At 71.8% G+C, this 25,269-nt stretch carries 21 protein-coding genes and 2 pseudogenes; 9 read left to right on the forward strand and 14 right to left on the reverse strand.

Features of this window, described 5'->3' with window-relative positions; translation table 11 throughout:
- Nucleotides 1-50: 50 nt before the first annotated feature.
- Nucleotides 51-371, reverse strand: a complete 321-nt coding sequence (locus CA983_RS16965) for a GYD domain-containing protein (RefSeq protein ID WP_086601742.1) — start codon at nucleotides 369-371, stop codon at nucleotides 51-53.
- Between the two features lie 377 nt (nucleotides 372-748).
- Nucleotides 749-4,363, reverse strand: coding sequence for an NACHT domain-containing protein (locus CA983_RS16970; RefSeq protein ID WP_143645504.1), 3,615 nt, complete (start codon nucleotides 4,361-4,363; stop codon nucleotides 749-751).
- 166 nt (nucleotides 4,364-4,529) lie between these two features.
- Here CA983_RS16970 and CA983_RS46700 point away from each other — a divergent pair, with 166 nt between their 5' ends.
- On the forward strand, nucleotides 4,530-4,694 hold the full coding sequence (locus tag CA983_RS46700) for a hypothetical protein (RefSeq protein WP_167407390.1): 165 nt from the start codon (nucleotides 4,530-4,532) through the stop codon (nucleotides 4,692-4,694).
- A gap of 2 nt (nucleotides 4,695-4,696) precedes the next feature.
- On the opposite strand, the gene CA983_RS16975 is transcribed toward CA983_RS46700, so the two are convergent.
- The gene (locus CA983_RS16975) at nucleotides 4,697-5,359 is read right to left on the reverse strand and encodes a TetR family transcriptional regulator (RefSeq protein WP_086601744.1); all 663 of its coding nucleotides are present in this window, start codon (nucleotides 5,357-5,359) and stop codon (nucleotides 4,697-4,699) included.
- 211 nt (nucleotides 5,360-5,570) lie between these two features.
- On the opposite strand from CA983_RS16975, the gene CA983_RS16980 reads away from it, so the two are divergent.
- From CA983_RS16980 to CA983_RS16990, 3 genes are read left to right on the forward strand one after another with little or no spacing between them, the layout of a single operon-like run.
- Nucleotides 5,571-7,370: a glycosyltransferase family 4 protein gene (locus CA983_RS16980; protein ID WP_244206948.1), complete on the forward strand. Its 1,800-nt coding sequence runs from the start codon at nucleotides 5,571-5,573 to the stop codon at nucleotides 7,368-7,370.
- Nucleotides 7,364-8,113, forward strand: coding sequence for a class I SAM-dependent methyltransferase (locus CA983_RS16985; RefSeq protein ID WP_086601745.1), 750 nt, complete (start codon nucleotides 7,364-7,366; stop codon nucleotides 8,111-8,113). The genes CA983_RS16980 and CA983_RS16985 overlap by 7 nt, the downstream gene beginning before the upstream one ends.
- Complete coding sequence (locus CA983_RS16990; RefSeq protein WP_086601746.1) at nucleotides 8,110-9,180, forward strand: prenyltransferase/squalene oxidase repeat-containing protein; 1,071 nt, start codon at nucleotides 8,110-8,112, stop codon at nucleotides 9,178-9,180. The genes CA983_RS16985 and CA983_RS16990 overlap by 4 nt, the downstream gene beginning before the upstream one ends.
- 103 nt (nucleotides 9,181-9,283) lie before the next feature.
- Here the strand turns inward: CA983_RS16990 and CA983_RS16995 are convergent, their stop codons facing one another.
- The 7 genes from CA983_RS16995 to CA983_RS17025 all read right to left on the reverse strand — a co-directional run bounded on the left by CA983_RS16995 (nucleotide 9,284) and on the right by CA983_RS17025 (nucleotide 15,650).
- Nucleotides 9,284-9,577 (reverse strand): hypothetical protein, encoded by a 294-nt coding sequence (locus CA983_RS16995; protein ID WP_086601747.1) that lies wholly within the window; start codon nucleotides 9,575-9,577, stop codon nucleotides 9,284-9,286.
- A gap of 53 nt (nucleotides 9,578-9,630) precedes the next feature.
- Nucleotides 9,631-10,641 carry an LLM class F420-dependent oxidoreductase gene (locus CA983_RS17000; protein WP_086601748.1) on the reverse strand — a complete coding sequence of 337 codons (1,011 nt, stop codon included), beginning with the start codon at nucleotides 10,639-10,641 and terminating at the stop codon, nucleotides 9,631-9,633.
- A 97-nt stretch (nucleotides 10,642-10,738) separates the two neighbouring features.
- The gene (locus tag CA983_RS17005) at nucleotides 10,739-11,587 is read right to left on the reverse strand and encodes a hypothetical protein (protein WP_086601749.1); all 849 of its coding nucleotides are present in this window, start codon (nucleotides 11,585-11,587) and stop codon (nucleotides 10,739-10,741) included.
- Nucleotides 11,588-11,746: 159 nt separating this feature from the next.
- Nucleotides 11,747-12,712, reverse strand: a complete 966-nt coding sequence (locus CA983_RS17010; protein WP_086601750.1) for an N-acetylmuramoyl-L-alanine amidase — start codon at nucleotides 12,710-12,712, stop codon at nucleotides 11,747-11,749.
- A gap of 62 nt (nucleotides 12,713-12,774) precedes the next feature.
- Nucleotides 12,775-13,062, reverse strand: coding sequence for a hypothetical protein (locus CA983_RS17015; RefSeq protein ID WP_086601751.1), 288 nt, complete (start codon nucleotides 13,060-13,062; stop codon nucleotides 12,775-12,777).
- A 107-nt stretch (nucleotides 13,063-13,169) separates the two neighbouring features.
- A complete protein-coding gene (locus CA983_RS17020) occupies nucleotides 13,170-13,820 on the reverse strand; it encodes a class I SAM-dependent methyltransferase (protein ID WP_086601752.1) in 651 nt (216 codons plus the stop codon).
- 90 nt (nucleotides 13,821-13,910) lie between these two features.
- The gene (locus tag CA983_RS17025; protein WP_086601753.1) at nucleotides 13,911-15,650 is read right to left on the reverse strand and encodes an MFS transporter; all 1,740 of its coding nucleotides are present in this window, start codon (nucleotides 15,648-15,650) and stop codon (nucleotides 13,911-13,913) included.
- 193 nt (nucleotides 15,651-15,843) lie between these two features.
- Here CA983_RS17025 and CA983_RS17030 point away from each other — a divergent pair, with 193 nt between their 5' ends.
- Entirely contained in the window at nucleotides 15,844-17,271 is a 1,428-nt protein-coding gene (locus tag CA983_RS17030; RefSeq protein WP_086601754.1) for an MFS transporter, read from the forward strand.
- A 468-nt stretch (nucleotides 17,272-17,739) separates the two neighbouring features.
- Nucleotides 17,740-18,480, forward strand: coding sequence for a class I SAM-dependent methyltransferase (locus tag CA983_RS17035; RefSeq protein WP_086601755.1), 741 nt, complete (start codon nucleotides 17,740-17,742; stop codon nucleotides 18,478-18,480).
- A gap of 29 nt (nucleotides 18,481-18,509) precedes the next feature.
- On the opposite strand, the pseudogene CA983_RS17040 reads toward CA983_RS17035, so the two are convergent.
- From CA983_RS17040 to CA983_RS17050, 3 genes and pseudogenes are all read right to left on the reverse strand, one after another.
- A pseudogene (locus CA983_RS17040) lies at nucleotides 18,510-18,710 on the reverse strand (helix-turn-helix domain-containing protein); the annotation flags it as partial.
- Between the two features lie 41 nt (nucleotides 18,711-18,751).
- On the reverse strand, nucleotides 18,752-19,975 hold the full coding sequence (locus tag CA983_RS17045; protein WP_086601756.1) for a polysaccharide pyruvyl transferase family protein: 1,224 nt from the start codon (nucleotides 19,973-19,975) through the stop codon (nucleotides 18,752-18,754).
- Between the two features lie 329 nt (nucleotides 19,976-20,304).
- Nucleotides 20,305-21,472 (reverse strand): annotated as a pseudogene (locus CA983_RS17050) (sensor histidine kinase).
- Between the two features lie 466 nt (nucleotides 21,473-21,938).
- On the opposite strand from CA983_RS17050, the gene CA983_RS17055 reads away from it, so the two are divergent.
- Genes CA983_RS17055 through CA983_RS17065 form a run of 3 tightly spaced genes read left to right on the forward strand, consistent with a single transcriptional unit; the run spans nucleotide 21,939 to nucleotide 24,863 of the window.
- Nucleotides 21,939-22,796: a MaoC/PaaZ C-terminal domain-containing protein gene (locus CA983_RS17055; protein WP_086601757.1), complete on the forward strand. Its 858-nt coding sequence runs from the start codon at nucleotides 21,939-21,941 to the stop codon at nucleotides 22,794-22,796.
- 32 nt (nucleotides 22,797-22,828) lie between these two features.
- On the forward strand, nucleotides 22,829-23,905 hold the full coding sequence (locus CA983_RS17060; RefSeq protein ID WP_086601758.1) for a Zn-dependent alcohol dehydrogenase: 1,077 nt from the start codon (nucleotides 22,829-22,831) through the stop codon (nucleotides 23,903-23,905).
- Between the two features lie 10 nt (nucleotides 23,906-23,915).
- A complete protein-coding gene (locus CA983_RS17065) occupies nucleotides 23,916-24,863 on the forward strand; it encodes a 3-oxoacyl-ACP reductase (RefSeq protein ID WP_086601759.1) in 948 nt (315 codons plus the stop codon).
- Nucleotides 24,864-24,932: 69 nt separating this feature from the next.
- On the opposite strand, the gene CA983_RS46705 is transcribed toward CA983_RS17065, so the two are convergent.
- Nucleotides 24,933-25,106: a hypothetical protein gene (locus CA983_RS46705; protein ID WP_086601760.1), complete on the reverse strand. Its 174-nt coding sequence runs from the start codon at nucleotides 25,104-25,106 to the stop codon at nucleotides 24,933-24,935.
- Nucleotides 25,107-25,269: the final 163 nt, after the last annotated feature.

Raw genomic sequence — 25,269 nt, forward strand, 5'->3', positions numbered from 1 at the left:
GTTCCGGGGTGTCCGTCGGACGGGCGTGGGGTGGCCGGTTCGGGGGGCCGTCAGGCGCCGGGTGCCCGGTAGTCCACCTGGTGCCGGACGGCCTCGTCGACCTCTTCGGCCGACAGCAGGACGACCGTGCTCGTGCGGACTCCGCCGGCCGCCGAGACGACCATGCCCAGGGCCGCGGCGGAGGTGTTCCCCGGCAGCTCCGCCGTGACGTAGACGTCGTCCTCGCCGAAGGCCCAGTACATCGTCTCGACCCGGCCCCCGAGGCCCTCGACCATGCGCCCGACGACGTCACGCCGCGCGCTCCCGCCTTCCTTGAGCAGACCCTTCAGTCCGTCCGGGGTCAGCTTCACCTTGAAGAGATACTTCGGCATGGGGTTGCCCTTTCACTTCCGCCCGAAAAGTTACTTCGACTCCCTCATGTTCCTTCCGGATGAGGGTTTCGTCGCGGTGGCCGGGGCCTCAAGTGGGGCCATATGGGTCACTCTGGATATTTAGGTAAAAAATCCCCTACAGGGGCTTTTCTTTGCGAGGAGAAGTTCTACCCTTGGAACTAGGCCTACGGGACGAGTGAGGGAGTCCGACCGGAGTAGCCGACTTTGGCAGGAAGCTTCGGCTTCCGCCGGTGCCGACTGCGACGGTAGGGCTGAGAGGCCGGAAGGCGCAGGGCCGCAAGGTCAGGCGACCGGAAGGCGACCCCCAGAACCTGATCCGGACCATACCGGCGAAGGGAACCCGTCTCGTAGGTCGTTCATGTGCCCCGCCACGCCTTCTCGACTTCCTCGAACCGCTCGGCGTACGCGCCCGCCGGAAGTGCGGCGCGCAGGCGGGGGAGGTCGGAGGGCCGTAGCAGGCCGAAGGCCGCGCGCGGGAGTGCGGCGAGGATTTCGGGAATGTGGGTGGTCAGCCAGTCGTCGAGGCCCAGTTCTCCTGCGAGGCGGATGAGATCTATGAGGGCGCTGGGGTGGGTGGTGGCCGCTTCGGGGAGGTCGAGTCGCCCGAGTACGTGGTCGAAATGGTCGGTGGCGGCCCAGTGGTCGAGGATTCCTGACCAGCGCCAGGTGTGGGTGGAACGGCCCGCCTGACCCAGCTCGAGGAGGCTTTCCAGCGCCCTGAGCTTGTCGCCTGTGGAGAGCCCCAGGCGAAGGTTGTCCAAAGGCTCTGCCAAGCGAGGGCTTCCCCGGTCCACGGCGTGGCGGACGAACTCCAGGAGCGCCTGGTGCGCGGCCGTGGTGAGAGACGTCGCATCGAGGTCGTACGCCTGGCGCAGCTCGTCGATGATCTCTACAAGGGCCTCGTCGGTCAGGGCGGGCGCGTCGTGGACCAGCTGACGCAGCACGGCTTCCAGATAGAAGCCACTCTCTCCGCGCTCTCCCGGCTCCGAGAGCGCGGCGTAGCTCAGGCACTCCACGTACAGGCCGGGCAGTTCCGTGGGTGCGTAGACATCGCGGGTCAGCAGGGCGATCAGCGCATGCGCTGCCGAGTGGTACTGCTTGCCGGGTGTGGCCACGAACGCGGACATGAGCCGCGGAAACTGGAGAAGCATCGGGTAGCCGATGTGCAGCAACTGCTCCGTGTCACGATCGCCCACGAAATGGATCTCCCTGATCAGGCCCGGACTCGACGTCTCGGAGAGACGCTCCTCCAGCCCGTCCGACAACGATCTGGATCCCGAGGGCGGGGAGACGCCCAGTGACCAGTTCAGGTCATGGTCCCTCAGCGGCGACGGACGCGTGGTGAGGTGCAGGTCCGGCTCCTCCTCCCGGCCGTTCCAGGGGCGGACCCAGCGGCGTTCGGGGTTGAGGGTCGAGGTCAACGCGGCCCATGACCCGACGGACAACTGCGCCTGCCAGCCCAGGGCATGTCTGCGCCACTCGGCCGTGGGGACGATCGCGTCGTCGAAGAGTTCCGACACGTGCACCCCGCCCGTCGCCAGCACCGCGATCAGTACGAGGTTCACCTCGTACACCGCTTCCCGGTACCTCCTGCGCACCCGGACCGGGGCGTAACCGACATCGGTACGGTCCTCGGGCTCCCACGAGGCCGCGCGGAACAGCGTGAGGAGCGCGGGAACCAGACTCCTGCGCTGAGGACCAGCCGGCCAGGCCGCCAGCATGTCCCGCAGGTTCTGCACGAGCTGGGCCCGGTCCGTGAGAGGGGCGAAGGACAGCAGCGCGTACAACTCGCCGTCGTCCCGGGGGCCGCCCACCTGATCGACGAGCCGTCGCAACGCCCCCTCGATCAACCGGGCGGCCAGATGCTCGCCGAAGGTCGCGTGCATGAACTCGTAGCTGCGGAGCCGTTCCTCCGTGACGACTGCCTGTGCCTCGTGAACGAAGAAGAACCGGCCGAACAGCAGCCCCGATCCGTCGTCCGCCTCGCCGAGAGCCCGCAGATCCCGGTGCGCCTCCTCACCGCTGATGGCCTGCGCACCCCGGTGGAACATGGAGAGCGCGACCACGGACAAGCGGCGCAGTTCGCGGTCCACGGCGGTGAAGGTTTCGGCCGGGGGCAGCGGGCCGTCCTTGTCGACCTGGCGGCGGACGAACTCCGTCAGAAGCCGGTCGTACAGCTGGGTACGGCTGATCTCCTCGTCCTCCAGCAGATGCAGGGCGTTGCCGGCCGCGTCGTACAGCGCCAGCATGAGCAACAACAGGGGCTGCGCCGCCAGGTCCCGGTGCGGGAGGACGACCTCCGGGGTGAGCGGCAGCAGTTCGTGCCGGGTGAAGTAGCCCTCGTTCGCGGTGTTCCAGACGTCGAGCCAGTGCTCGATCTCGGCATCGCCGAAGGGTTCCAGACGTATCACCTGGCTGGTGCGGGGGATGTCCGCCCGGTCGGCGACCACTGTCCGGCTCGTCACGATCACGATCAGCGGGCGGCCCTGTTGCGCCTCGCGCTTCTGGAACTCCTCGACCTCCTGCAAGTAGCCCCACTGGCGCGCCTGGCCCAGCTTCTGCGCTCCCGCCTGGAGCAGTTCGTCGAAGCCGTCCAGAAGGACCACCGGGACCGGTCCCGATTCATGCTCCGACCAGTCCGGCCAGCTCACCTCCCGTCCCGAGCGGCGCTTCAGTGCGTGCTCCAGCTGCGCCTGTACGTCCGTCTCGGCCGGCGTGTGTCGCAACTCCACCCGCAGCGTGCGGAACTCCCGGGCCGGGAGCCGGGCCTCCAGCAGCTTCGTGAGCAGTGACTTGCCGGCGCCCGGGTGGCCGAGCACGACGAGCGGCGACAGCAGGGCGGGAAGGCTGAGAAGGTGCGCTGCGAGGAACCGCTCGATGTCGTCGTGCAGGGGCTGCTCGTCCCACCACTTGTCGGAGGCGATCCCGGCCGGTACGTGCTGGGACCGGGCGGCCAGCCGGAAGCGCGGGGAGATGTAGCCGGAGGCGAGGCTGGGCAGCCGGGGCCCTGGAGAGTCGAGGGCGGCGATCGGGTCGCGCAGGAGGGCGTGGCGTGCGGGGAGTCCCTCGCCGCCGGCGAACTCCGAGAGCAGGTCTTCCAGTCCGGCCAGGCCGGTGGCCGCCGCCGGACCGCTCGGTCCGGCCCCCGGCAGGCCTGCGCCGAGCGCGAACTCGGGGCACGACCTGGCCAGGGGCGTGGCCAGCCACACATAGTCGCCGGCGATCTGCAACGACGTGCTGGTCCGGCTGCCGTCACCGAGGTGCATCAGCGCGGGCGTGTGCGCCGCATGTCCGCCCGCCGCCAGGTCGTAGACGAGGGCGCGGGCCTGCCCGCTCTCCACGTTCCTCGCCACGGCCGCCGCCACCAGCACCACTCGGGCTGCCTGGACCAGCGCGGCGCGCACGACACCCTCAGCCGCCCGCACGCGCTCCGGGAACCCCTCCAGCAGATCACCCAGGACTTGGTGCTCGATCCGCTCGCCCTGTGGTCCGGCCATCAGCCTGTGCACCGTGGCCCGCGTCTCCATGCGCGCCTCGGCCAGCCAACGCACCGCCTCCTCGACGTCCATGCCGGCGACCGCCGTCGCGTCGGGCGTGACGACAAGGGCCGGCGTCGGCGCCGCGGGCGGGCCGACCGGCACGGGAGGGCGCCCGACCCGCCCCCGCGTCGTCTCCGCGGTCCTCTCCAGCTCTGCGTGCCGGCTCTTCCACCACTGGACATCGAGACGCATGCCGGCGGGCGGCGGCACCGAGACCCGCTGCCGCTCGGCAGCGCACAACCCGACGATCGTCTCCACGACGTCCCAGTCAGGCACCTTCCGCCGACGCCCGCTCAGCAGCTCCGACACCGAACTGGTGCTGCTCAGCCCGAGCGCGTCGGCGATGTCCCGCTGCGATACGCGACAGACGCTCACAAGACGGCCCAGTGCCGCGCAGAAGTCCGCGACAGGACCACCCGTCGGTGCGGCCAACTCCCCCACCCCTTCGGCGTGGTTCGACGAATGTCTCCGAAGCGTACGGTCCGACCTGCGCGTTCCGCCGGGACTTCGGCGGTTGTCGGAGCCCGGCCGGAGGGGTGTGTCAGGGCGCGAAGGTCATGGTCGCAAGCCGTTGACCCACTCTCCCGGAGGGAACACAGTGACCTTTCGACTGCCGGTGCTGTTCGCCGCCTTCGTCTTCCTCGCCGTCTACGTCGGCGTCGTCCTCCCCGCCGTATGGTCCCGTCGGCCGGCCCGCCGTACCGCCGCCCTCAAGGTCCTCACTCAGCTGCTGGGCGTCCCGCGCCGCTGGAGGGGGCGGTGAGGCTACGGGTCGACACCCGGCGCCGTCAGGTCGATCAGCCGGCACACCGTCTCGATGTCGATCTTGACCTGGGCGATGGAGGCGCGGCCCGACAGCCAGGTGATGAGGGCCGAGTGCCAGGTGTGCTCGATGACCCGGACCGCCGACAGCTGCTCCGCAGTGGGGTCTTCCAGCCCCATCGCGTCCAGGATGATCGCCGTCGTCTGCCGCGAGACCTGGTCGACCTCCGGGCTCACACTGCGGTCGGCGAAGGTGAGGGCGCGGACCATCGCGTCGGCCAGATGCGGTTCGCGCTGGAGGGCGCGGAAGGCCCGCATCAGCGTCTCCGCGACCCGCTCGGCCGCCGTCTCGCCCTGCGGGGGTTTCTTCCGCAGCGTGCCGTGCATGTGCTCCAGCTGGTCCTGCATGGTGGCGACCAGCAGATGGATCTTGGAGGGAAAGTAGCGGTACAGCGTGCCGAGCGCCACCTGCGAGGACTCCGCGACCTCGCGCATCTGCACGGCGTCGAAACCGCCCCGGCTGGCCAACTGCGCGCTCGCGTGCAGGATGCGGCGACGGCGGGCCTCCTGCCGCTCCGTCAGGGGCGGGGAGGCGGGGGCTGTGACTCTGGCGTCCACCTTGGCCACCTTGTTCACCTTGGCGCTCACCTTGGCTTCCGCGGGCATGGGCCGGTCCCGTTCCGTGACCGTCCGTGAGGACGAGTGATCAGACAGCATGGCACGGCACCGGCCGTGGCGTGAATCACCTGATCCACTGGTCACAGCGCCCCTACCTGCCGGTAGATTCAGAGCCTCCGAACGATCAAGTCTGAAACTTGTTCTAGATTAGCGTCCCGGCGTAATCTCGCGGGACAGAGCAGGGAGAAGGGGGCCGAGAGTGACCGCTGAGGCCAGGGAGGCCGGGGCTCCGGAGGACCCCGCTGCCGACGGCTTGCGACCGCTCAACATCGCGCTCCTCACCTATAAAGGGAACCCGTTCTGCGGCGGCCAGGGCGTCTACGTCCGGCACCTCTCACGCGAACTGGCCCGCCTCGGCCACCGGGTCGAGGTCATCGGCGCACAGCCGTATCCCGTGCTCGACGAGGGCTACGACGGGCTCAGCCTCACCGAACTGCCCAGCCTCGACCTCTACCGCCAGCCGGATCCTTTCCGCACGCCGAAGCGTGACGAGTACCGGGACTGGATCGACGCGCTCGAAGTCGCGACCATGTGGACCGGCGGCTTCCCCGAACCACTGACGTTCTCGCTGCGCGCCCGCCGCCACCTGCGCGCCCGCCGCGGTGAGTTCGACGTCGTCCACGACAACCAGACGCTCGGGTACGGGTTGCTGGGAGACGTGGGCGCGCCCCTGGTGACCACGATCCACCACCCCATCACCGTCGACCGGCAGTTGGAGCTGGACGCGGCGCAGGGCTGGCAGCGGCACTTGTCCGTGCGGCGCTGGTACGGCTTCACACGCATGCAGAAGCGCGTCGCGCGGCGGCTGCCGTCCGTGCTCACCGTCTCCGGCACGTCGCAGCAGGAGATCATCGACCACCTCGGCGTCCGCCAGGACCGCATCCACGTGGTCCACATCGGCGCCGACACCGACCTGTTCTCGCCGGACCCCTCGGTGCCCGTCGTGCCGGGGCGGATCGTGACGACGTCCAGTGCCGACGTGCCCCTGAAGGGCTTGGTCCATCTCGTCGAGGCGCTCGCCAAGGTCCGCACCGAGCACCCCGCAGCCCACCTCGTCGTCGTCGGCAAGCGGCCGGCCGAGGGGCCCGTCGCCCAGGCGATGGAGCGGTACGGCCTCGACGGCGCCGTCGAGTTCGTCAAGGGCATCTCCGACGCGGAACTCGTCGACCTCGTGCGCTCCGCCCAGGTCGCGTGCGTACCGTCGCTCTACGAGGGCTTCTCGCTGCCGGCCGCCGAGGCCATGGCGACCGGCACGCCCCTGCTCGCCACGACCGGCGGGGCGATCCCCGAGGTCGCCGGCCGGGACGGGGAGACCTGCCTGGCGGTGCCGCCGGGCGACTCCGAGGCACTGGCGGCCGGGCTGGGCCGGCTGCTGGGCGACGCGGAGTTGCGCGCGCGGCTCGGCGCGGCCGGGCGGGAACGAGTACTGCGGCACTTCACGTGGGCCAGGGCCGCGGAGGGCACGGTGGCGCGGTACCGGGAGGCGATCGCCAGGTCTCAGGCCGGCGAGACGGGCCGCTCGGCAGCGCCCGACGAGCGTTCCGTGGTGACGCCCCTGGCCTCCGGCGGTTCCGCGGTGGGCGGTGACGGCTCGGCGTCCATGGTGTCCGCTGGTTCGGCGTCTCTGGCTTCCGGCCGCTCGGCAGCGGGTGGGGATCGCTCGGCGTCCCTGACTTCGGGCGGTTCCGTGGTGGGCGGTGACGGCTCGGCGTCCGTGGTGTCCGGCGGTTTCGCGTCTCCGGTTTCCGGCCCCTCGGCAGCGGGCGGGGACCGTGCGGCGTCCCTGGCCTCCGGCGGTTCGGCGGTGGGTGGGGACCGCTCGACGCCCCCGGCTCCATCCGACTCCGCGGGCCCGGCTGCTTCCGGCCGCCTCCCCGCAGTCGGCGTCGATCAGTCCGCGCCACCGGCCCCCGGCCGTTCCGCGGCTCCCACGGGTGCCGTCTCCGGAGCCACCACAGATGTAGAAGGCGTCAATTCCGAAAGCAGGGCCACGTGCTGACCGTCGACTTCTCCCGGTTCCCGCTCGCCCCGGGCGACCGAGTCCTGGATCTCGGCTGCGGTGCCGGCCGGCACGCCTTCGAGTGCTACCGGCGCGGCGCGCAGGTCGTGGCCCTGGACCAGAACCCCGAGGAGATCCGCGAGGTCGCGAAGTGGTTCGCGGCGATGAAGGAGGCGGGCGAGGCCCCCGAGGGCGCCACCGCCACGGCCATGGAGGGCGACGCCCTCGCACTGCCCTTCCCGGACGAGTCCTTCGACGTCGTGATCATCTCCGAGGTGATGGAGCACATCCCGGACGACAAGGGCGTCCTCGCGGAGATGGTGCGCGTGCTCAAGCCCGGCGGGCGCATCGCCGTCACCGTCCCGCGCTACGGCCCCGAGAAGGTCTGCTGGACCCTGTCCGACGCCTACCACGAGGTCGAGGGCGGCCACATCCGCATCTACAAGGCGGACGAACTGCTGGAGAAGATCCGCGAGGCCGGCCTGGAGCCGTACGGCACCCACCACGCCCACGCGCTGCACTCGCCCTACTGGTGGCTGAAGTGCGCGTTCGGCGTCGACAACGACAAGGCGCTGCCCGTGCGGGCGTACCACAAGCTGCTGGTCTGGGACATCATGAAGAAACCGCTGGCCACCCGGGTCGCGGAGCAGGCGCTGAACCCGCTGATCGGCAAGAGCTTCGTGGCGTACGCGACCAAGCCGCACCTGCCGCGTCTTTCCGGCACCGGGGCGGACGCCCAGTGACGACTCCCCGGACGGAACACCTGGTCCTGCCCGGGGTCCTCACCGCCGGGCAGGCCGCCGCGACCGTCGCCGGCATCCTCTCCGTGCAGCGCGAGGACGGCGCGATCCCGTGGTTCCGGGGACACCACCTCGACCCGTGGGACCACGTCGAGGCAGCGATGGCCCTCGACGCGGCCGGTGAACACGAGGCCGCCGAACGGGCCTACCTGTGGCTGGCCCGGCACCAGAACGAGGACGGCTCCTGGTACGCGGCCTATGCGGACGGGGACTTCGCCGAGGTCACCGACCGGGGACGGGAGACCAACTTCGTCGCCTACATAGCCGTCGGCGTCTGGCACCACTACCTCTCCACCGGCGACGACATGTTCCTGGAGCGGATGTGGCCGGCGGTGTACGCGGCGGTGGAGTTCGTGCTGCGCTTGCAGCAGCCGGGCGGTCAGATCGGCTGGCGCCGCGACGACGACGGCACGGACACGGCGGACGCCCTGCTCACGGGCAGCTCCTCCGTCCACCACGCCCTGCGGTGCGCGCTGGCGATCGCCGAGCAGCGGGAAGAGGCGCAGCCGGACTGGGAGTTGGCGGCGGGCGCGCTGCGGCACGCGATACGCCGGCACCCGGAGCGGTTCCTCGACAAGAACCGTTACTCGATGGACTGGTACTACCCCGTGCTCGGCGGCGCCCTGACCGGTGCCGAGGCCAAGGCCCGCATAGAGGAGGACTGGGACCGCTTCGTCGTCCCGGGACTGGGGGTGCGCTGCGTGGTCCCCAACCCGTGGGTGACGGGGGGCGAGTCCGCGGAACTTGCCCTGGCGCTCTGGGCGATGGGGGAGTCGGACCGTGCGCTGGAGATCCTCCAGTCGATCCAGCACCTGCGCGATCCGGAGAGCGGCCTGTACTGGACGGGCTACGTCTTCGAGGACCAGGCGATCTGGCCGCGGGAGTTGACCACGTGGACGGCCGGGTCGCTGTTGCTGGCCGTCGCCGCGTTGGGGGGCCATGAGGCCACGTGCCGGGTCTTCGGCGGCGAGGGCCTGCCACTGGGGCTGGAGTCGGAGTGCTGCGCCTAGGAGCTCGGGCGGTTGTGGGGGGTTGGCGGGCGCGGGATGTGGGTGGTTGCTCGCGCCCACGCGGCGGAGCCGCATGTCGACACAGCCCCGCGCCCCTAGGGCATCAGTGCCGGTGTGCGCGATTGGCGATCGCGTGGCCCACGAACAGGTAGACCACCGCTGCCAGGCCATAGCCGGCGACCACTCGGGCCCACGCCTCGTCGAACGTGAAGAGGTCGTGGGACCAACCCGCCAGCCAGCGGGCCGCGTCATGGATGAACTGGACGAAGTCGTTCGCCCGGTTCGCGTCCAGTAGGTACATCAAAATCCACAGGCCCAGGATGAGGGCCATGACGTCGGCGACGACCGCGATGATCGTGCCGGCCTGATTCGCACCGTTGCGATATCGAGGGGACATGCCCTCCGGGTTGCCCTTGAAGCCTGGATGAAACCCGTACGTGCGAAATTCGCTCAGGAGTTCAACTCCGCGAGCACGCGCAGCGTCTCCCAGTCCGGCGCCAGGACCAGCAGGTCCGTCACCGGGCCCTTGCGCCACAACTCCAGCCGCTCCGCGATGCGTTCGCGCGGTCCGACCAGGGAGATCTCGTCGGCGAAGGCGTCCGGCACGGCCAGGACGGCTTCCTCCCGGCGGCCGGACAGGAACAACTCCTGGATGCGGTGGGCCTCCTCCTCGTAACCCATGCGGGCCATGAGGTCGGCGTGGAAGTTGCGGGCCGCGTGCCCCATGCCGCCGATGTAGAAGCCGAGCATCGCCTTGACGGGCAACAGGCCCTCGGCGACGTCGTCGCAGACCCGGGCCTGGGCCAGGGGTGCGACGAGGAAGTTCTCGGGGAGTTCGCGCACGGCCGGGCCGTAGACCTCCGGCCGGGTCGGTGACCAGTACAGCGGCAGCCAGCCGTCGGCGATCCGGGTCGTCTGGGCGACGTTCTTCGGCCCCTCCGCGCCGAGCAGGATCGGCAGGTCGGGACGCAGGGGGTGGGTGATGGGCTTGAGCGGCTTGCCGAGGCCGGTGGCGTCCGGGCCGCGGTAGGGGTGGGAGTGGAAGCGGCCGGTCAGCTCCACCGGCGCCTCCCGCCGCAGCACCTGCCGTACGACGTCGACGTACTCGCGGGTGGCGGTGAGCGGCGAGGAGGGGAACGGGCGGCCGTACCAGCCCTCGACGACCTGCGGGCCGGACAGCCCGAGGCCCAGCATCATGCGGCCGCCGGAGAGGTGGTCGAGGGTCAGCGCGTGCATCGCGGTCGTGGTCGGCGGGCGGGCCGCCATCTGCGCGACGGCCGTGCCCAGCCGGATGCGGGAGGTGTGCGCCGCGATCCAGGCGAGCGGCGTGAAGACGTCCGAGCCCCACGACTCCGCCGTCCATACCGAGTCGTAACCCAGCCGCTCGGCCTCCCGCGCGAGCGGCACGTGGTCGGGGGAGGGGCCGCGGCCCCAGTAGCCGAGCGCGAGACCGAGCCGCATGCCTGCCTCCTGACGGTCTGTCAGCTAGCGGGGGCGACGACTGTACGACAACGGCCCCCCACCCGGAAGGGCGAGGGGCCGTACGTCGTTCAGGAGCTCAGCCGCGCTGGATGCCCGACGTGTCCTGGAGGACACCGCGGCGGCCGTCCTGCGTCTGGGCGACCAGGGCCGCGCCGCGCTGCTCGACGGCCAGGTACCAGGTGCCCGGCGCGAGTTCGGCGATCGGGGTCGGCGAACCGTCCTCGGCGAACAGCGGTCGCGGCACCGGCACCGCGAACCAGAACGGCGAGAAGTCCCCGGCCGGGGGCTGCGGCGCCTGGGCCTGCTGGGGCTGGGGCTGGCCGCCGTACGGCTGACCCGGCTGCCCGGGACCGGGCTGTCCCGGCTGGGGGTGGCCGTAGCCACCCGGCTGCTGGGCGCCCGGGTAGCCGTAACCGCCGGAGGGCTGGGCGCCGTAGGGCTGGGGAGCGGCCGGGCGCGGGGCGGGGATGAGGGCGCCCTTGAGGGCCGGGACGAGAGGCGTGGCGAGGGCGGCGGCGGSCAGGAGCAGCGTGGCGACGAGGGCCAGGATCATGCCGATGCCGGGGCTCGGAGCACCCTCGTCCGCATTGTTGCCGATGTTGTCGAAGCCGCCTGGCACGTCGAAGATGTTGCCGAGCGCGCTCCAGGCGGCGAACACGGTGAAGGCGGCGCCGAACTGACCGAGGTCGAGCCCCGCGATCTTCGGGACCTGCGGCAGTCCCCGGGCGACGATGACGAGCGCGGCGCCGATGATCCCCGCCAGGACGACGCTGAACACGACCGGACCGCTTCCCCACAGGCTGGGGAGGTCGACGCTGTCGGGGACATTGTCGAACGAGTAGAGGTCGAGGAACGACGCGATCAACAGCAACACCGCTGCACCGATCACCACGCCGTCGCCTCGAGTGAGGGAGCGGATATTCACTTCAGGTCCTTCGTAAGTCGTCTCATCGTCGGTAGAGGCGTCGCTGCCACCATGTCGCCGTCAGGCCCCGGTGTGAAGCGCGGGGGTGACCCCTCATCGTACGAACGGACCCTATCGTCCGCCCGACCAGGGTGTCCGCCCGGATCAGCCCGCCGAGAGCTACCCGCGCAGGAAACTCACGATTCCCTCAGAGATCCCTTGCGCCGTCTTCTGCCGCCACGCGCCACTGGTCAGCAGCGCCGCGTCCTTGCTATCGCGCATGTTGCCGCACTCGATGAACACCTTGGGAACCGTTGACAGATTGAGACCGCCCAGGTCCTTACGCGTGACGAGACCGGTGCCGTCGCCGACGTAGTTGGAGGGCGCGCTGCCGGTGACGGCCACGAAGCGGCCCGCGACGTGCTCGCCGAGGTCGCGGGAGGGGGCGACGATCGCGCGGGTGTCGGCGGCGCCCGCGTGGACCGCGCCGGGCAGGATGACGTGGAAGCCGCGGTTGCCGGCGGCCGAGCCGTCCGCGTGGACCGAGACCACGGCGTCGGCCTTCGCCTCGTTGCCGATCCGGGCCCGCTCGTCCACGCACGGGCCGTACGGCCGGTCGGCGTCCTGCGTCAGCTTCACCGTGGCGCCCTGCGCTTCGAGGAGCGTGCGCATCCGGTGCGCCACGTCCAGGGTGAACTTCGCCTCGGTGTAACCGTCGTTGGTCGACGTGCCCGTGGTGTCGCACTCCTTCCAGTTCGTCCCGATGTTCACCTTGCGGTTGATCTCGGACGGGTGCTGGAAGTTCTCCGGGTTGTGCCCGGGGTCGATGACGACGACCTTTCCCTTGAGCGGGCCGGAGGCCGGGGCGGGCGCGGAGGTCGAGGACGCCGTCGGTTTCCGCGACGGCGAGGCGCTCGGATTCCTGGCGTCGTCGGTGGGCGCGCCCGACGCGGAGGACACGGGGGGCGGGGACGACCGTACGGTCGCCCGGCCCGAGCCGCCGTCGTCCCCCGAGCCGCCCACCGTCTCGTACACGAGCCAGCCGAGCAGCGCCCCGGGCACCAGCGCGGCGAGCGCGACGGTCAGGGGGCCGCGGCGGGAGCGGCGGGGCTGGGGAGGTTCGAAGTCCGGGCCTACGTACGACACGTCTGCCACCCTAGCGGCCGTCCGCAGGGGCAGCGGGTCGAGGACGGCCCAGCGGGTGGCTGCTACTCCTCGTTCCCGTCGGGGTTCCCGTGCCGTACCGCCTCCTTYACCCGTGCCTCGATCTCCTGGCGGGGTGTGCCCTCCTGCTTCGCGTACGCGGTCACCGCCGCCTGGACGTCGCGGGCGAGGTCGCGCCAGGCGCGCCAGGCGGTCTCCCAGGTGGTGGTCTGCTGGGCGCTCCACTTGGTCTGGGTGGGCGGACCGTACGCGTCCTGCAGTTGCCGCACGCGGGCGTACGCCTCGTCCGCCGCGCGCTGCTTCTCCACGAGCTCTGCGAAGGTGTGTGCCACGCGCCCGGATCCTTGGGCAGCGGCGGTCGCCCGCCGACTCGCCACGCCGCCCGTGGGCCGACCGGGAGGGGGTGGAGGGGGCGCAGTTCACCCGCCCAGCCGTGCTCCTAGAGGCCCGGGCCGGTGCGCCGCAGCACGCGCAGTGAGTCCGTCGCCGAGACCTCCGTGAACGCGCCGGAGGCGAGGGCCCTGAGGTACACGCGGTAGGGGGCCTGGCCGGTGAACTCGTCCTGCGGGTCGGGGAAGACGTCGTGGATGGCGAGCAGGCCGCCCTCGGCCACGTGCGGGGCCCAGCCCTCGTAGTCGGCGGTGGCGTGCTCGTCCGTGTGGCCGCCGTCGACGAAGACGAAGCCGAGAGGGGTCTGCCAGATCGCCGCGATGTGCGGGGAGCGGCCGACCAGGGCCACCACGTGGTCCTCCAGGCCCGCCCGGTGCAGGGTGCGGCGGAACGTGGGCAGCGTGTCCATCAGGCCGAGCTCGGGGTCGACCGTCTCCGGGTCGTGGTACTCCCAGCCCGGCTGCTGCTCCTCGCTGCCGCGGTGGTGGTCGACGGTCAGCGCGCAGACCCCGGCCTCGCGGGCCGCGTCGGCGAGCAGGATCGTGGACCGGCCGCAGTAGGTGCCGACCTCCAGGAGCGGCAGCCCGAGCCGTCCGGCCTCCACCGCCGCCGCATACAGGGCCAGGCCCTCACCCACGGGCATGAACCCCTTCGCCGCCTCGAACGCGGCCAGGATCTCGGGCTTCGGGGCCGCGGGCATGGGGTTCCTTCCGGTCGTACGACGGTCCGGGCGCCCATGGTGCCGTACCCCCTGCCGGAGGGTGACAGGGGGTAGGGGTGAGCAGCGCGGTCAGGCGGAGACCGTCTCGCCCGGCAGCGACAGGTCGAGGTCGACCGGGCGCTCGTCGCCGGCGTGGGTCGCGGACGAGGCGAGCGGGCCGTGGCCCGTGGCGCGGGCGGCCACGACGTACGCGCCACCGGCCGGGACGATGAGCGCGTAGGCGCCGTCCTCGGCGGAGAGCGTCGCACCCGCCTGGCGGCCCCGGCGGTCGATCAGCGTGACCTTGGCACGGGCGACCGGCGTGCCGTCGGCCGCCAGCACCCTGCCGCGGAAGCCGCGCAGGACCTGCTCGGCGCGCTCCAGGTTGGCGTCCTCCTCGCTGCTGGCGCGCAACTGCGGCTTGTCCGACGGTCGGCGGCCCGGCAGGAACAGCGCCAGGAGCAGGCCCACGGCGACAGCGCCCGTCGCGATCAGGAAGGAGACCCGGAAGCCGTGCATGGTCGGGATCTCGACRCCGCCGACGTTGTCCGCGGTGTTCGCCAGCACCATGCCGATCACGGCGCTCGACACCGACGTGCCGATGGAGCGCATCAGGGTGTTGAGGCCGTTCGCCGCGCCTGTCTCCGAGGCCGGGACCGCGCCCACGATCAGCGCGGGCAGCGAGGAGTAGGCGAGGCCGATGCCCGCGCCCAGCAGGACCGAGATGACCAGGCTCTGCCAGGCGGCGCTCATCAGGCCGAGGCCCGCGCCGTAGCCGATCGCGATGATCAGCAGGCCGAGGATCAGGGTGACCTTGGGGCCGTACTTCGCGGACAGCCGGGCGTAGACGGGCGCGGTGAACATCATCGTCAGGCCGAGCGGCGCCACGAGCAGACCCGCGACGACCATCGACTGGCCGAGGCCGTAGCCGGTGGACTTCGGCAGCTGGAGCAGCTGGGGCAGGACCAGGGAGACGACGTAGAAGGAGACGCCGACCATGATCGAGGCGAGGTTGGTGAAGAGGACGGCCGGACGGGCCGTGGTGCGCAGGTCGACCAGCGGGGCCTTGACGCGCAGTTCCATCACGCCCCACAGGAGCAGGACGACCGCGGCGGCGGTGAACAGGCCGAGCGTGGTGCCGGAGGTCCAGCCCCAGTCGCTGCCCTTGGTGATCGGCAGCAGGAAGAGCACGAGACCGGCGGAGAGGCCGATCGCGCCCGGCAGGTCGAAGGTGCCCTGGGCGCGCATCGGCGACTCGGGCACGACGAGCAGGGTGAGGGCGATGGCGAGGACACCGAGGCCGGCGGCGCCGTAGAACAGGGCGTGCCAGTCGGTGTGCTGGGCGACCAGGGCGGCGGCGGGCAGGGCGAGACCGCCGCCGACGCCTATGGAGGAGCTCATCAGGGCCATCGCCGAGCCGAGCCGTTCGCGGGGCAGCATGTCGCGCATCAGGCCGATGCCGAGCGGGATGGCGCCCATCGCGAAGCCCTGGAGCGTACGGCCGGCGATCATGAGCAGCAGGTCGCTGGTGAACGCGCTGACCAGGGCGCCGACGACCATGACCGACAGGCTGGTGATCAGCATGCGCCGCTTGCCGTAGAGGTCGCCGAGGCGGCCCATGATCGGGGTGGCCACCGCGCCTGAGAGGAGGGTCGAGGTCAGGACCCAGGTGGCGTCGCTGGGGGCGGTGTCCAGCAGTTGCGGCAGGTCTTTGATGACCGGGACGAGCAGGGTCTGCATCACCGCGACAACGATGCCCGCGAAGGCGAGTACCGGGACCACGGCACCGCGCGCTCTGCCGGCGGGACGGACTGTCGTCGTCTGCGTCATTGAGGGGGGCCTCCAGGCCGGGGTGTTCGGGGGTCGCGTGGTTACGTGGGGTGTGAACCTTGTATGCGTAGGCAACTATTCCGTTGCTTCGGCACTCTAATGAAATCTTGACCTTCTCTTGGGGGAGGGGGCCTGGGGCTGCCGTGGCCCTAGGTCGAAATTCCGATGCCGGGAGTCTGGAGTGGTTGAGAGCATGACACCCATGGTCGAAGCCGCCGAGATAACCCGTACGCCTCGCCGCACCGCGCCTCCCACCTGGCTCGTGGTCGCGCTGACCTGTGCCGGGCAGTTCCTCGTCGTGCTGGACGTGTCCGTGGTCAACGTGGCGCTGCCGTCGATGCGGACCGGGCTCGGGCTGAGCGAACAGGGCCTGCAGTGGGTGGTGAACGCGTACTCCATCGCCTTCGCCGGGTTCATGCTGCTCGGCGGGCGGGCCGGGGACCTCTACGGCCGCAAGCGGATGTTCCTCATCGGGCTCGGCCTGTTCACCCTGGCCTCGCTCGGCGGCGGACTGGCGCAGGAGGAGTGGCAGTTGCTGGTGGCGCGGGCCGTGCAGGGGCTCGGGGCGGCGGTGCTGGCGCCCTCGACGCTGACGATCCTCACGGCCTCGGTGCCGGAGGGCGCCGCCCGGGCCCGGGCCATCGGGACCTGGACGGCGGTCGGTGCCGGTGGTGGCGCGGCGGGCGGCCTGGTCGGCGGGCTGCTGGTGGAGACGTTGTCGTGGCGGTGGGTGCTGCTGATCAACGTGCCCGTGGGGGCGGTGGTGCTGTGCGCGGCCGCCTGGTTCCTCACCGAGGGCCGGGCCGGGGACGGGCGGCGGCTCGACCTGCCGGGCGCGCTGCTCGTGACGGGCGGGCTCGGCACGCTGGCCTACGGCATCTCCCAGACGGAGGCGGCGGGCTGGACGGCCACGGCCACGCTGCTGCCGCTGTTCGCCGGGCTCGCGCTGATCGGGCTGTTCCTCGCGGTCGAGGCCCGGACGGCCAGTCCGCTGATGCCGCTCGGGCTGCTGAAGCTGCGGTCGGTGTCGTCGGCGAACGCGGCGATGTTCCTGTGCGGCTCCGCGATGTTCTGCATGTGGTTCTTCATGACCCTGTACGCGCAGAACGTGCTGGGCTACACCCCGCTGGAGGCCGGACTCGCCCTGGTCCCGAGCTCCCTGGCCGTCATCTTCGGCTCCAAGGTCGCGCCCCGGCTGATGCGGGGGGTCGGGCCGCGGAACGTGGCGGCGCTGGGCACGCTGGTCGCCGTGGCCGGCTTCGCCTGGCAGTCCACGCTGACCCCCGACGGCGCGTACGCGACGACGATCCTGATCCCCGGAGTCCTGATGATGCTCGGCGCGGGCCTGGCGGCGACGCCGCTGGCCTCCCTGGCCACGTCCGGCGCGGCGCCCGAAGAGGCCGGGCTGGTGTCCGGGCTCGTCAACACCTCCCGCACGATGGGCGGTTCCCTGGGCCTGGCGGTCCTGTCCACCCTCGCGGCGGCCCGGTCGGCGGGGAGCGGGACGCCGGAGGCACTGACGGAGGGGTATGCCTTGGCGTTCCGGGTGGGGACCGGAGTGCTGGCCGTGGGGGTGCTGTTGATGTGGGTCTGGCTGCCGCGGACGGCACGGGAGCACTAGGGGGTGTCCGCAGAGTCCTGTCGTCCGCCCGGAGGGCGGGCCCTGCGGCGTCCGGTACGTGCTCTGGGGTCCCCCTGCTCGAAGAGCTCGGGGGAGTGCCGGGCGGACGCCCGCGTACTGGTCGTACGCGGGTGTTCGCCCGGTGCGGAGAGTGGGGTCTCCCCCTGCTCGAAGAGCTTGGGGGAGCGTGCCGGGCGTCGCGAGGCAGGCGGGACTTTGCGGACACCCCCTAGGGCTGCCGACGGCGGACATCGGCGCGTGTCGCGTCGGCCGTGGCGGGGGCGTGGAGGCCCCTGGGCGGCGCGCCGCCGGTGTTTCGGCCCGGGGGCGGAGTGACGGCGTCGACGGGTGCGGTCCCGGTTCCGCCAGGGGCCGCAGGAGGCCCTTCAGTGATGCCTGGAAACCCTCTCTGAACTGGGCTTTCGTCCTGTCCGGGCGTACGGTTGCCGGACGCGGAAGGGGGACCGGATGGACCGGAACATACGCACCGTCGACGACGTACTCGCGCTGCTCGACGGGCTGTTCGCGCCCGAGGTCGATCGGTGGACGGGGCGGGGCGCCAAGTGGTGGGACGGCTTCTACGCCGACCGTTCCCGGCCGGTGCAGTTCTTCGTGGCGAAGCCGGACGAGAACCTGGTGAGTTGTGTGGAACGAGGGATGATCAGCGGGGGGCGGGCGCTGGACCTGGGGTGCGGCCCGGGGCGCAACGCGCTGTACCTGGCGGAGCGGGGGTTCGAGGTGGACGCGGTCGATCTGTCCCCGGCGGCCGTCGACTGGGCCCGGGAACGGGCCCGTGAGGCGGGGGTGGACGGCGTACGGTTCCACTGCGGGGACGCGTTCGCGCTCGCCGGTACGGAACTCACCGGGCCGTACGACCTCGTCTTCGACTCCGGCTGCTTCCACCATCTGCCTCCGCACCGGCGGATCAGCTATCTGGCGCTGCTGGACGACGTCCTGGCTCCCGGGGGCCTGTTCAGCCTCACGTGTTTCGCCGCCGGTGCCGACGGGATGGGGTCGGAGCTGTCCGACACCGACTACTACCGTGCGGCGAACGGTCTCGGGGGCGGACTCGCGTACACGCCCGAGTCGTTGCGGGAGATCTTCTCGGGCCTGACCGAGGTCGAACTGCGGCGGATGCGGGACGAGCCGGAGGAGTCGGCGTGCTTCGGCGAGAGCTTCCTGTGGACGGCGCTGTTCCGGCGGGCCTGAGGTCTCACAGTCAGCCCTGGCGGCGGGCAAGCCTCGCGCAGGGCCTCCGTGCGGTTGCGGGTGCCTGTCTTGCCGATGGCGGAGGAGAGGTAGTTGCGGACGGTGGACTCCGAGAGGTGGAGCCTGCCGGCGATGTCGGCGACCGTCGCGCCGTCCGCGGACCCCACCTGGGCGACGACCTCGATGTCGGCCTCCATCCCGAGCAGCAGCGCGAGCGCGCCGCGCAGCATGCCCTGGTCCTCCGCGAGCAGCACGCGGACGGGTCTGCCGGTCACGGGCCGAGGGCAGGGCGGGGCGCGTCGAGCAACGAGGCCAGCGTCTCCGTGAACGCCGTCGCCGAGTAGTCGGCGTGCTCACGGATGCGCGCCGCCACGGCCTCGGCACCGCCGCCCTCGAGGAGTCGGACCAGCCGGTCGGTGCCCTGCCGGTGCCCTTCCTGGGTGGAGAGGTAGAAGTCCGCCGCGTCGTAAGCCATGTGGAAGACGTGCTTCTTCACGTCGCTCAGCGTCAGGTAGTCGTCGTGGGTCTTGGGGGTCGGCTCGGGCGCGCCGACGCACACCGCGGGAGTGCCCGCGCCCCAGGCGTTGACGGACAGGTGGTAGGTGTCCGTGATGACCAGGCGGTAGCGGGGGAGGACCCCCACCAGGTCGCCGATGGTGTGCCGGCCCGGGCGCGGCGCGATGTGGCCGACCGGAGCGGGGATGTCCCGGTCGAACCAGGGCAGCCATTCGAGCGGGGCGCCCAGGCGCTCGGACAGGTCCTGGCAGAAGGCGGGCAGCCACTTGGGGATCCGCGTACGGGCACCGAGGAACACGCCGATCGCACCGCCGTCCGGGACCGCTCGGGACCATTCCGTCGTCGGGAGGTGGTCGAGGTCGCCCGGGCGGGACAGCAGCGCCGCGTCCGAACCGAAGTAGTCGGTCGTACGGTCCCCGCGCAGGTGCGCGATCTTCGCGGCCGAGAGCGGGTCACGCACCCAGACGCGGCGGCTGCGCGTCACCAGGCGTGCGAACAGGGGGCCGTATTCCTTGTCCTCGAAGTCCTCGTAGTCGGACTGCGAGTTGTGCAGGATCGTCCCGCCGTAGCTGAGGGTCCGCGCGAGGAGCTCGTCCGGCTGGTCCGCGAACAGCAGGGTGCGGTTCAGCAGGCTCCGGGCCGCCGCACGGTCCGCGGCGAAACCGAAGTCGAGCAGCCGGTTCGTCGCGTCCTGCTCCAGGTAGTGCCGGGTGTGGAGGAAGTCGCCCCAGAAGACGACCGCGTCGTGGTCGCGGAGCGTGTCGAGGTGCTCGGCCAGCGGGTGGAAGCGGAACGGGAAGTCCGTGCCTTGCGCGCACTCGCGCAGGGGCACGGTCTGCGGCGTGTGCAGGGTGTACCAGGTGGCGTCGATCTCGGGGGTCATCCGCCGCCGCAGCGACTCGAACGCCAAGTCGACGGTCAGCATGCCGGTGTTGCGGTACCCGATGTTCGGCGCGGTGATGACGGCGACGCGTGCCATGTGCTCCATTTCCCCTAGCAGTTGCCGGCGCCGTCCACGTGTACGGGTACGTGTGGCGCGGACCATCGGCCAACGTACACGCCGACGTGGGCCGTACGGCGTCCCGCCCCCGGCTCGCCGACGGCGGGTGACAGCGGGCCTCCGGCCGCCGGGTCGGTCCGCCGGTTTTCGGACTCCGGGGGCGACCTGCCGGCCCCGGACCCGCCCTGCGGCGCCGCGAGGCAGGGGGGCGACCCGCCGGTGCCCGGGCCAGCCCTGCCCCGTCGTGCGGCCGTAGGGCGACCCACCGGTCCCCGGACCAGCCCTGCGGCGTCGCGGAGGGCGAGCGGTCACGCCCGTTCCGCCACCGCCGAGCGCGCGCCCGTCACATCGACATCGAGCGGGAGTTCCGCCGACACGRCGAATCCGCCCTTGGCCTGGGGCCCCGCCGTCAGCGAGCCGCCCGCCACCGCGAGACGCTCCCTCAGGCCGGTCAGCCCCGTACCGGCACGGGTGCCCCCGCCGTCGGGCCCACCGCCTCCGTCGCCGGCGGGCCCGCCCGTGATGCCGGTGGCCGTCCGTGCCCCGTCGCCGGCGAGCGCCCCGACCCCGTCGTCCACCACGGACAGACGCACCCGCTCCGCCACACCCGACAGCGTGATGGCGCACTGGTCCGCCCCGCTGTGCCGCACGACGTTCGTGACCGCCTCCCGTACCACCCACCCCCAGCAGTGCCTCGGTCTGCGGCCCCGGCGGAGGGCCGGAGCGGATCACGGCAAGGGTGATGCCCGCCGCCGTCAGGGCCGAGCGCGCGCGGTCGAGTTCCGCACCGAGGCTGCCCTGGCGGTACCCGGTCACGGCCTCCCGGATCTCCGTCAGCGCCTGGCGGCCCACGGACTCGATGTCCGTGATCTGGGCCAGCGCGGCGTCCAGGTCGCGGGCGGCCAGGCGACGGGCCGCCTCCGCCTTCACGACGATCACCGACATCGTGTGCCCGAGCAGATCGTGCAGGTCACGGGAGAAGCGGAGGCGCTCCTTCTCGACCGCCCGGCGGGCCAGTTCCTCGCGGGCCGCGCGCAGTTCGCCCACCGCCTCGGAGAGCCGCATGATCGCCGCCGTCACCATCGTCGAGATCCACGTCGCGTACGCGATGTCGAGGCCGCCCCAGCCGTCGTGGAAGCAGGACACCGCACCCGCCGGCACCGCCACCGCCGTACCGGCGGGCCGCAGGTGCGACAGGCGCAGGGCAGCGCCCGTCGCGAGGCCGAGCAGCGGGAAGAGCAGCAGCCAGTTGCCGCCGTAGCCGGCGGCGAGCGCGCAGGTCACGGCCGTCAGCAGGACGTGGGCCACCCGGGTGGAGCGGGCCTCGCGCTTGTCTCTGTGGAACGCGCGGAACGCCACGTAGATGTAGAGCGTGTTGAAAGTGAGGAGGCCCAGCCCGCCGATCCACGGGTTCGGCGTCCGGTCCTGGAAGAGGTTGGAGAAGGCGCCCATCCCCATCAGCAGCCACGGCAGCAGGGTGAATCCGCTGGGCGGCGGGCCGGGGTGCTCGGGGAGTTCGCCCGCTCTCCGGGCGGCTCGCCACTCGGCCCTGCCGCGTCCTGTTCGCCGCGTAGTGACGCCGGGGCTCCCGGGCCTGCCGGACGACCGCCCGGGTCGCCTCGAAGCGGCATCTGACGGCCCGCTGGGTCTGCGTGGTCATGGCAGTGACGCTACGGATCCGCCGGGCCGGGCGGCAGATGCGGTGGTACGGAGTTCGGCCGGACAAATGTCATCGGCCTCCCACTCCAGCAGGATCTGACGCGGCGTCAGGAGGCTTCACAAGTGTGGGGGCCTCGGCTATACAGAGGGCGCAGGACTGGAACGCGTTCCAGTTCGGCCCCAGACGGGCCTCGGTGCGGCCGACGGTGCGGACGGCCGTGCCGAGGTCTTTCCCACGGCGGTCTTTCTCACGGCGGTCTCTCCCACGGCGATCAGGAGCCCCATGCCCATCGACGCAGCCAAGGCGCTCGCGGCCGAACCCCGGACCGGCGAGCTCTCCTGGGACCACAAGGACGTGCAGCTCTACCACCTCGGCATCGGCGCCGGCGTCCCCGCCACCGACCCCGACGAGCTGCGCTACACCCTGGAGTCCCGGCTGCACGTCCTGCCGAGCTTCGCCACCGTCGCGGGCGCCGGGTCCCCCGGGGTGATCAGCGGGCTGTCCATGCCCGGCGTCGACGTCGACCTCGCCCGCGTCCTCCATGGCGGGCAGAGCCTGAGGATCCATCGCCCCATCCCGGCCCGGGGGCACGCGACCGCCACCGGCCGGATCGCCGCCGTGTACGACAAGGGCAAGGCGGCCGTCCTCGTCATGCGGACCGAAGTGGCCGACGACGACGGGCCGTTGTGGACCAACGACGCGCAGATCTACGTACGGGGAGAGGGCGGCTGGGGCGGCGACCGGGGACCGTCCACCCGGCTCGATCCGCCCGCCGGTGAGCCGGACCGGGTCGTCGAGCGGCACGTCCGCGAGGACCAGGCCCTGCTCTACCGCCTCTCCGGCGACTGGAACCCGCTGCACGCCGACCCCGATTTCGCCAAGCGCGCCGGGTTCGACCGGCCCATCCTGCACGGGCTGTGCACCTACGGCATGACGCTCAAGGCGGTCGTGGACACGCTGCTCGACGGGGACGTGACCCGGGTCCGGTCGTACGCCACCCGGTTCGCCGGCGTCGTCCACCCGGGCGAGACGCTGCGGATCCGCATGTGGCGCCTGGACGGCGAGGTCCGGGTCGCCGTGAGCGCGGTGGAACGGGACGACGCGCCCGTCCTCGCCGACACCGTCGTCGAACACACCTGAAGTCCCGAACGCCGTACGAGGGGAGCCGCACCATGCGCGCAGCCGTACTGCACGAGATCGGCCAGGACAAACTGGAGGTCCTCGACGACGTCGAGGCGGTGGGGTTCGGACCCGGCAAGGTGCGGATCCGGGTGCGCGCCACGGGGCTGTGCCACTCGGACCTGTCCGCGATGAGCGGGGTGCTGCCCCAGCCCGGGCCGTTCGTGCCCGGGCACGAGGGGGCGGGCGAGATCCTCGAAGTCGGGGAAGGCGTCGGCCACTTGGCGGCCGGTGACCGGGTCGTCGTGTGCTGGCTGCCCGCCTGCGGTTCCTGTCCCGCCTGCAAGCGCGGGCAGACCCAGCTGTGCCTCGCCGGGTTCATGAACGCGGGCACCCCCAACTTCAGGCGGCCCGCCGGGGACCTCTTCGGCATGGCCGGCACCGGCACGTTCACCGAGGAGGTCGTCGTCGACGCCGGGTGTGCGGTGCCGATACCCGACGACGTGCCCTTCGACATCGCCGCCCTCATCGGCTGCGGAGTGACGACCGGGCTGGGCGCCGCGCTCAACACCGCGGACGTGGAGGCCGGTTCGTCGGTGGCGGTCATCGGGTGCGGGGGCGTGGGCATCTCCGTCATCCAGGGGGCCCGGCTGCGCGGGGCCGCCGAGATCGTCGCCGTCGATCCGGTCGCCTCCCGGCGTGAAGCCGCCCTGCGGTTCGGGGCCACGCAGGCCGTCTCACCCGACGAACTGCCCGACGCCAAACAGCAGGTCACCGCCGGTGAGGGCTTCGACTACGTCTTCGAGGTCGTCGGCAAGTCCGCCACGGCACGCACCGCCTACGACACCACCCGGCGCGGCGGCACCCTCGTCGTGGTCGGCGCCGGCGCCATGGACGACTTCCTCCAGCTGACCATGTTCGAGCTGTTCTTCGACGAGAAGCGGATCCTGCCGTCCATGTACGGCGGCGGCGACATCCTGCGCTCCTACGAACGCACCATCGCCCTGTGGCGCGCGGGCCGTGTCGACCTGGCGGGTCTGATCACCCACCGGGTCCCCCTCGCCGACATCAACGAGGCCCTGGACCAGATGCGGACCGGGACCGCCCTGCGTACCTGCATCGAGATGTGAGGACACCGCCATGCCGTTGCCGCAGCCGCTGAAAGGACTGTCCGCGATCGTCACGGGCGCCGGCCGCGGGCTCGGCCGGGCCGAGGCGCTGGAACTCGCCCGGCTCGGCGCCGCCGTGGTCGTCAACGACTACGGGCAGCCGGGCCGCGACGGCACCGGCGAGGCCTCCGCCGGACCCGCCGAGGAGGTCGCCGCCGAGATCCGCGCGGCGGGCGGGACCGCGCTCGCGCACACCGGCGACGTCTCCGACTTCCGGCAGGCGCGCGAACTGGTCGAGTCGGCCGTCGCCGAGTTCGGCAAGCTCGACATCCTCGTCAACAACGCGGGCATCCTGCGCGACCGCATGGTGTTCTCGATGGCCGAGGAGGAGTGGGACGCCGTGCTCCGCGTGCACCTCAAGGGACACTTCAACACCATCCGGTTCGCCGCCGCCCACTGGCGGGAGCGGTCCAAGCGGGCCGGGGAGCCGGTGTACGGGCGGATCGTGAACACCTCCTCCGAGGCGTTCCTCGCCGGTTCCGCCGGGCAGCCCAACTACGCGGCCGCCAAGGGCGGGATCGTCGGCCTGACCACCTCCACGGCCCTCGCCCTCGGCAAGTACGGCGTCACGGCCAACGCGATCTGCCCGCGCGCCCGCACGCGGATGACCGAAGACGTCTTCGCGGGCGTACAACAGCCCTCCGGCAACGGCCTCGACCCGCTCGCCCCCGAGCATGTCGCCCCGCTCGTCGGCTATCTGGCCTCGCCCGCGGCCGCCCATGTGAACGGACAGCTCCTCGTGGTGCACGGCGGCATGGTGGCCGTCGTCGAACGGCCGCGCGTCGCCGCCCGGTTCGACAGCAAGCAGGACACCTTCACGTACGACGAACTGGACGCCGTCCTCGGGCCGTACTACGCGGACCGGCCGGCGGGGGAGACGTTCGCGGCGGCGGAGGTGCTGGGGCTGAGGCGCGGGTGAGAACGGGAAACGGCCCCACCCGTCAGACAGAGGGTGGAGCCGTTCAGTCGTCCGGCCACTGACGCTCCGTCAGGCCGCCGTCTCGGTCCGCTCGGTCCGCTCGGTCTCCGCCACCGGCTTGCGGTGACGGCCGCGCGGAGCCGTCTCGCCGTCCTGCGTGGAGACCTCACCACGGTGCCGGCCGTGGCCGGCGGAGATCTCCTGGACGTCGGCAGTGTGCTGGTGTGTGCTGGCGTCTCTCATCGGATGGAATTCACCCCGTCAACATGATCTTCCTTACAGCCGGGCGAGTTTAACCGGCACCCCGCACCCCGGATCCAGGCGGCCACGCCAACCGGCACTAGTTCGTTACAAGCCGTCCCAACGGCGCCTCTTGCAGGGGGACCGGGCGGGGGGTGGAGGGGGT

This window comes from Streptomyces swartbergensis (assembly GCF_002148965.1).
In the GTDB taxonomy this organism is placed as follows: Bacteria; Actinomycetota; Actinomycetes; order Streptomycetales; family Streptomycetaceae; genus Streptomyces; species Streptomyces swartbergensis.

Excerpts from the sequence above, each read along its gene's own strand:
- CA983_RS16965 (WP_086601742.1), bottom strand. The coding sequence starts at position 371 with ATGCCGAAGTATCTCTTCAAGGTGAAGCTGACCCCGGACGGACTGAAG.
- CA983_RS16975 (WP_086601744.1), bottom strand. The coding sequence starts at position 5,359 with ATGCCCGCGGAAGCCAAGGTGAGCGCCAAGGTGAACAAGGTGGCCAAG.
- CA983_RS16995 (WP_086601747.1), bottom strand. The coding sequence starts at position 9,577 with ATGTCCCCTCGATATCGCAACGGTGCGAATCAGGCCGGCACGATCATC.
- CA983_RS17000 (WP_086601748.1), bottom strand. The coding sequence starts at position 10,641 with ATGCGGCTCGGTCTCGCGCTCGGCTACTGGGGCCGCGGCCCCTCCCCC.
- CA983_RS17020 (WP_086601752.1), bottom strand. The coding sequence starts at position 13,820 with ATGCCCGCGGCCCCGAAGCCCGAGATCCTGGCCGCGTTCGAGGCGGCG.
- CA983_RS17030 (WP_086601754.1), top strand. The coding sequence starts at position 15,844 with ATGACACCCATGGTCGAAGCCGCCGAGATAACCCGTACGCCTCGCCGC.
- CA983_RS17035 (WP_086601755.1), top strand. The coding sequence starts at position 17,740 with ATGGACCGGAACATACGCACCGTCGACGACGTACTCGCGCTGCTCGAC.
- CA983_RS17045 (WP_086601756.1), bottom strand. The coding sequence starts at position 19,975 with ATGGCACGCGTCGCCGTCATCACCGCGCCGAACATCGGGTACCGCAAC.
- CA983_RS17055 (WP_086601757.1), top strand. The coding sequence starts at position 21,939 with ATGCCCATCGACGCAGCCAAGGCGCTCGCGGCCGAACCCCGGACCGGC.
- CA983_RS17060 (WP_086601758.1), top strand. The coding sequence starts at position 22,829 with ATGCGCGCAGCCGTACTGCACGAGATCGGCCAGGACAAACTGGAGGTC.
- CA983_RS17065 (WP_086601759.1), top strand. The coding sequence starts at position 23,916 with ATGCCGTTGCCGCAGCCGCTGAAAGGACTGTCCGCGATCGTCACGGGC.
- CA983_RS46705 (WP_086601760.1), bottom strand. The coding sequence starts at position 25,106 with ATGAGAGACGCCAGCACACACCAGCACACTGCCGACGTCCAGGAGATC.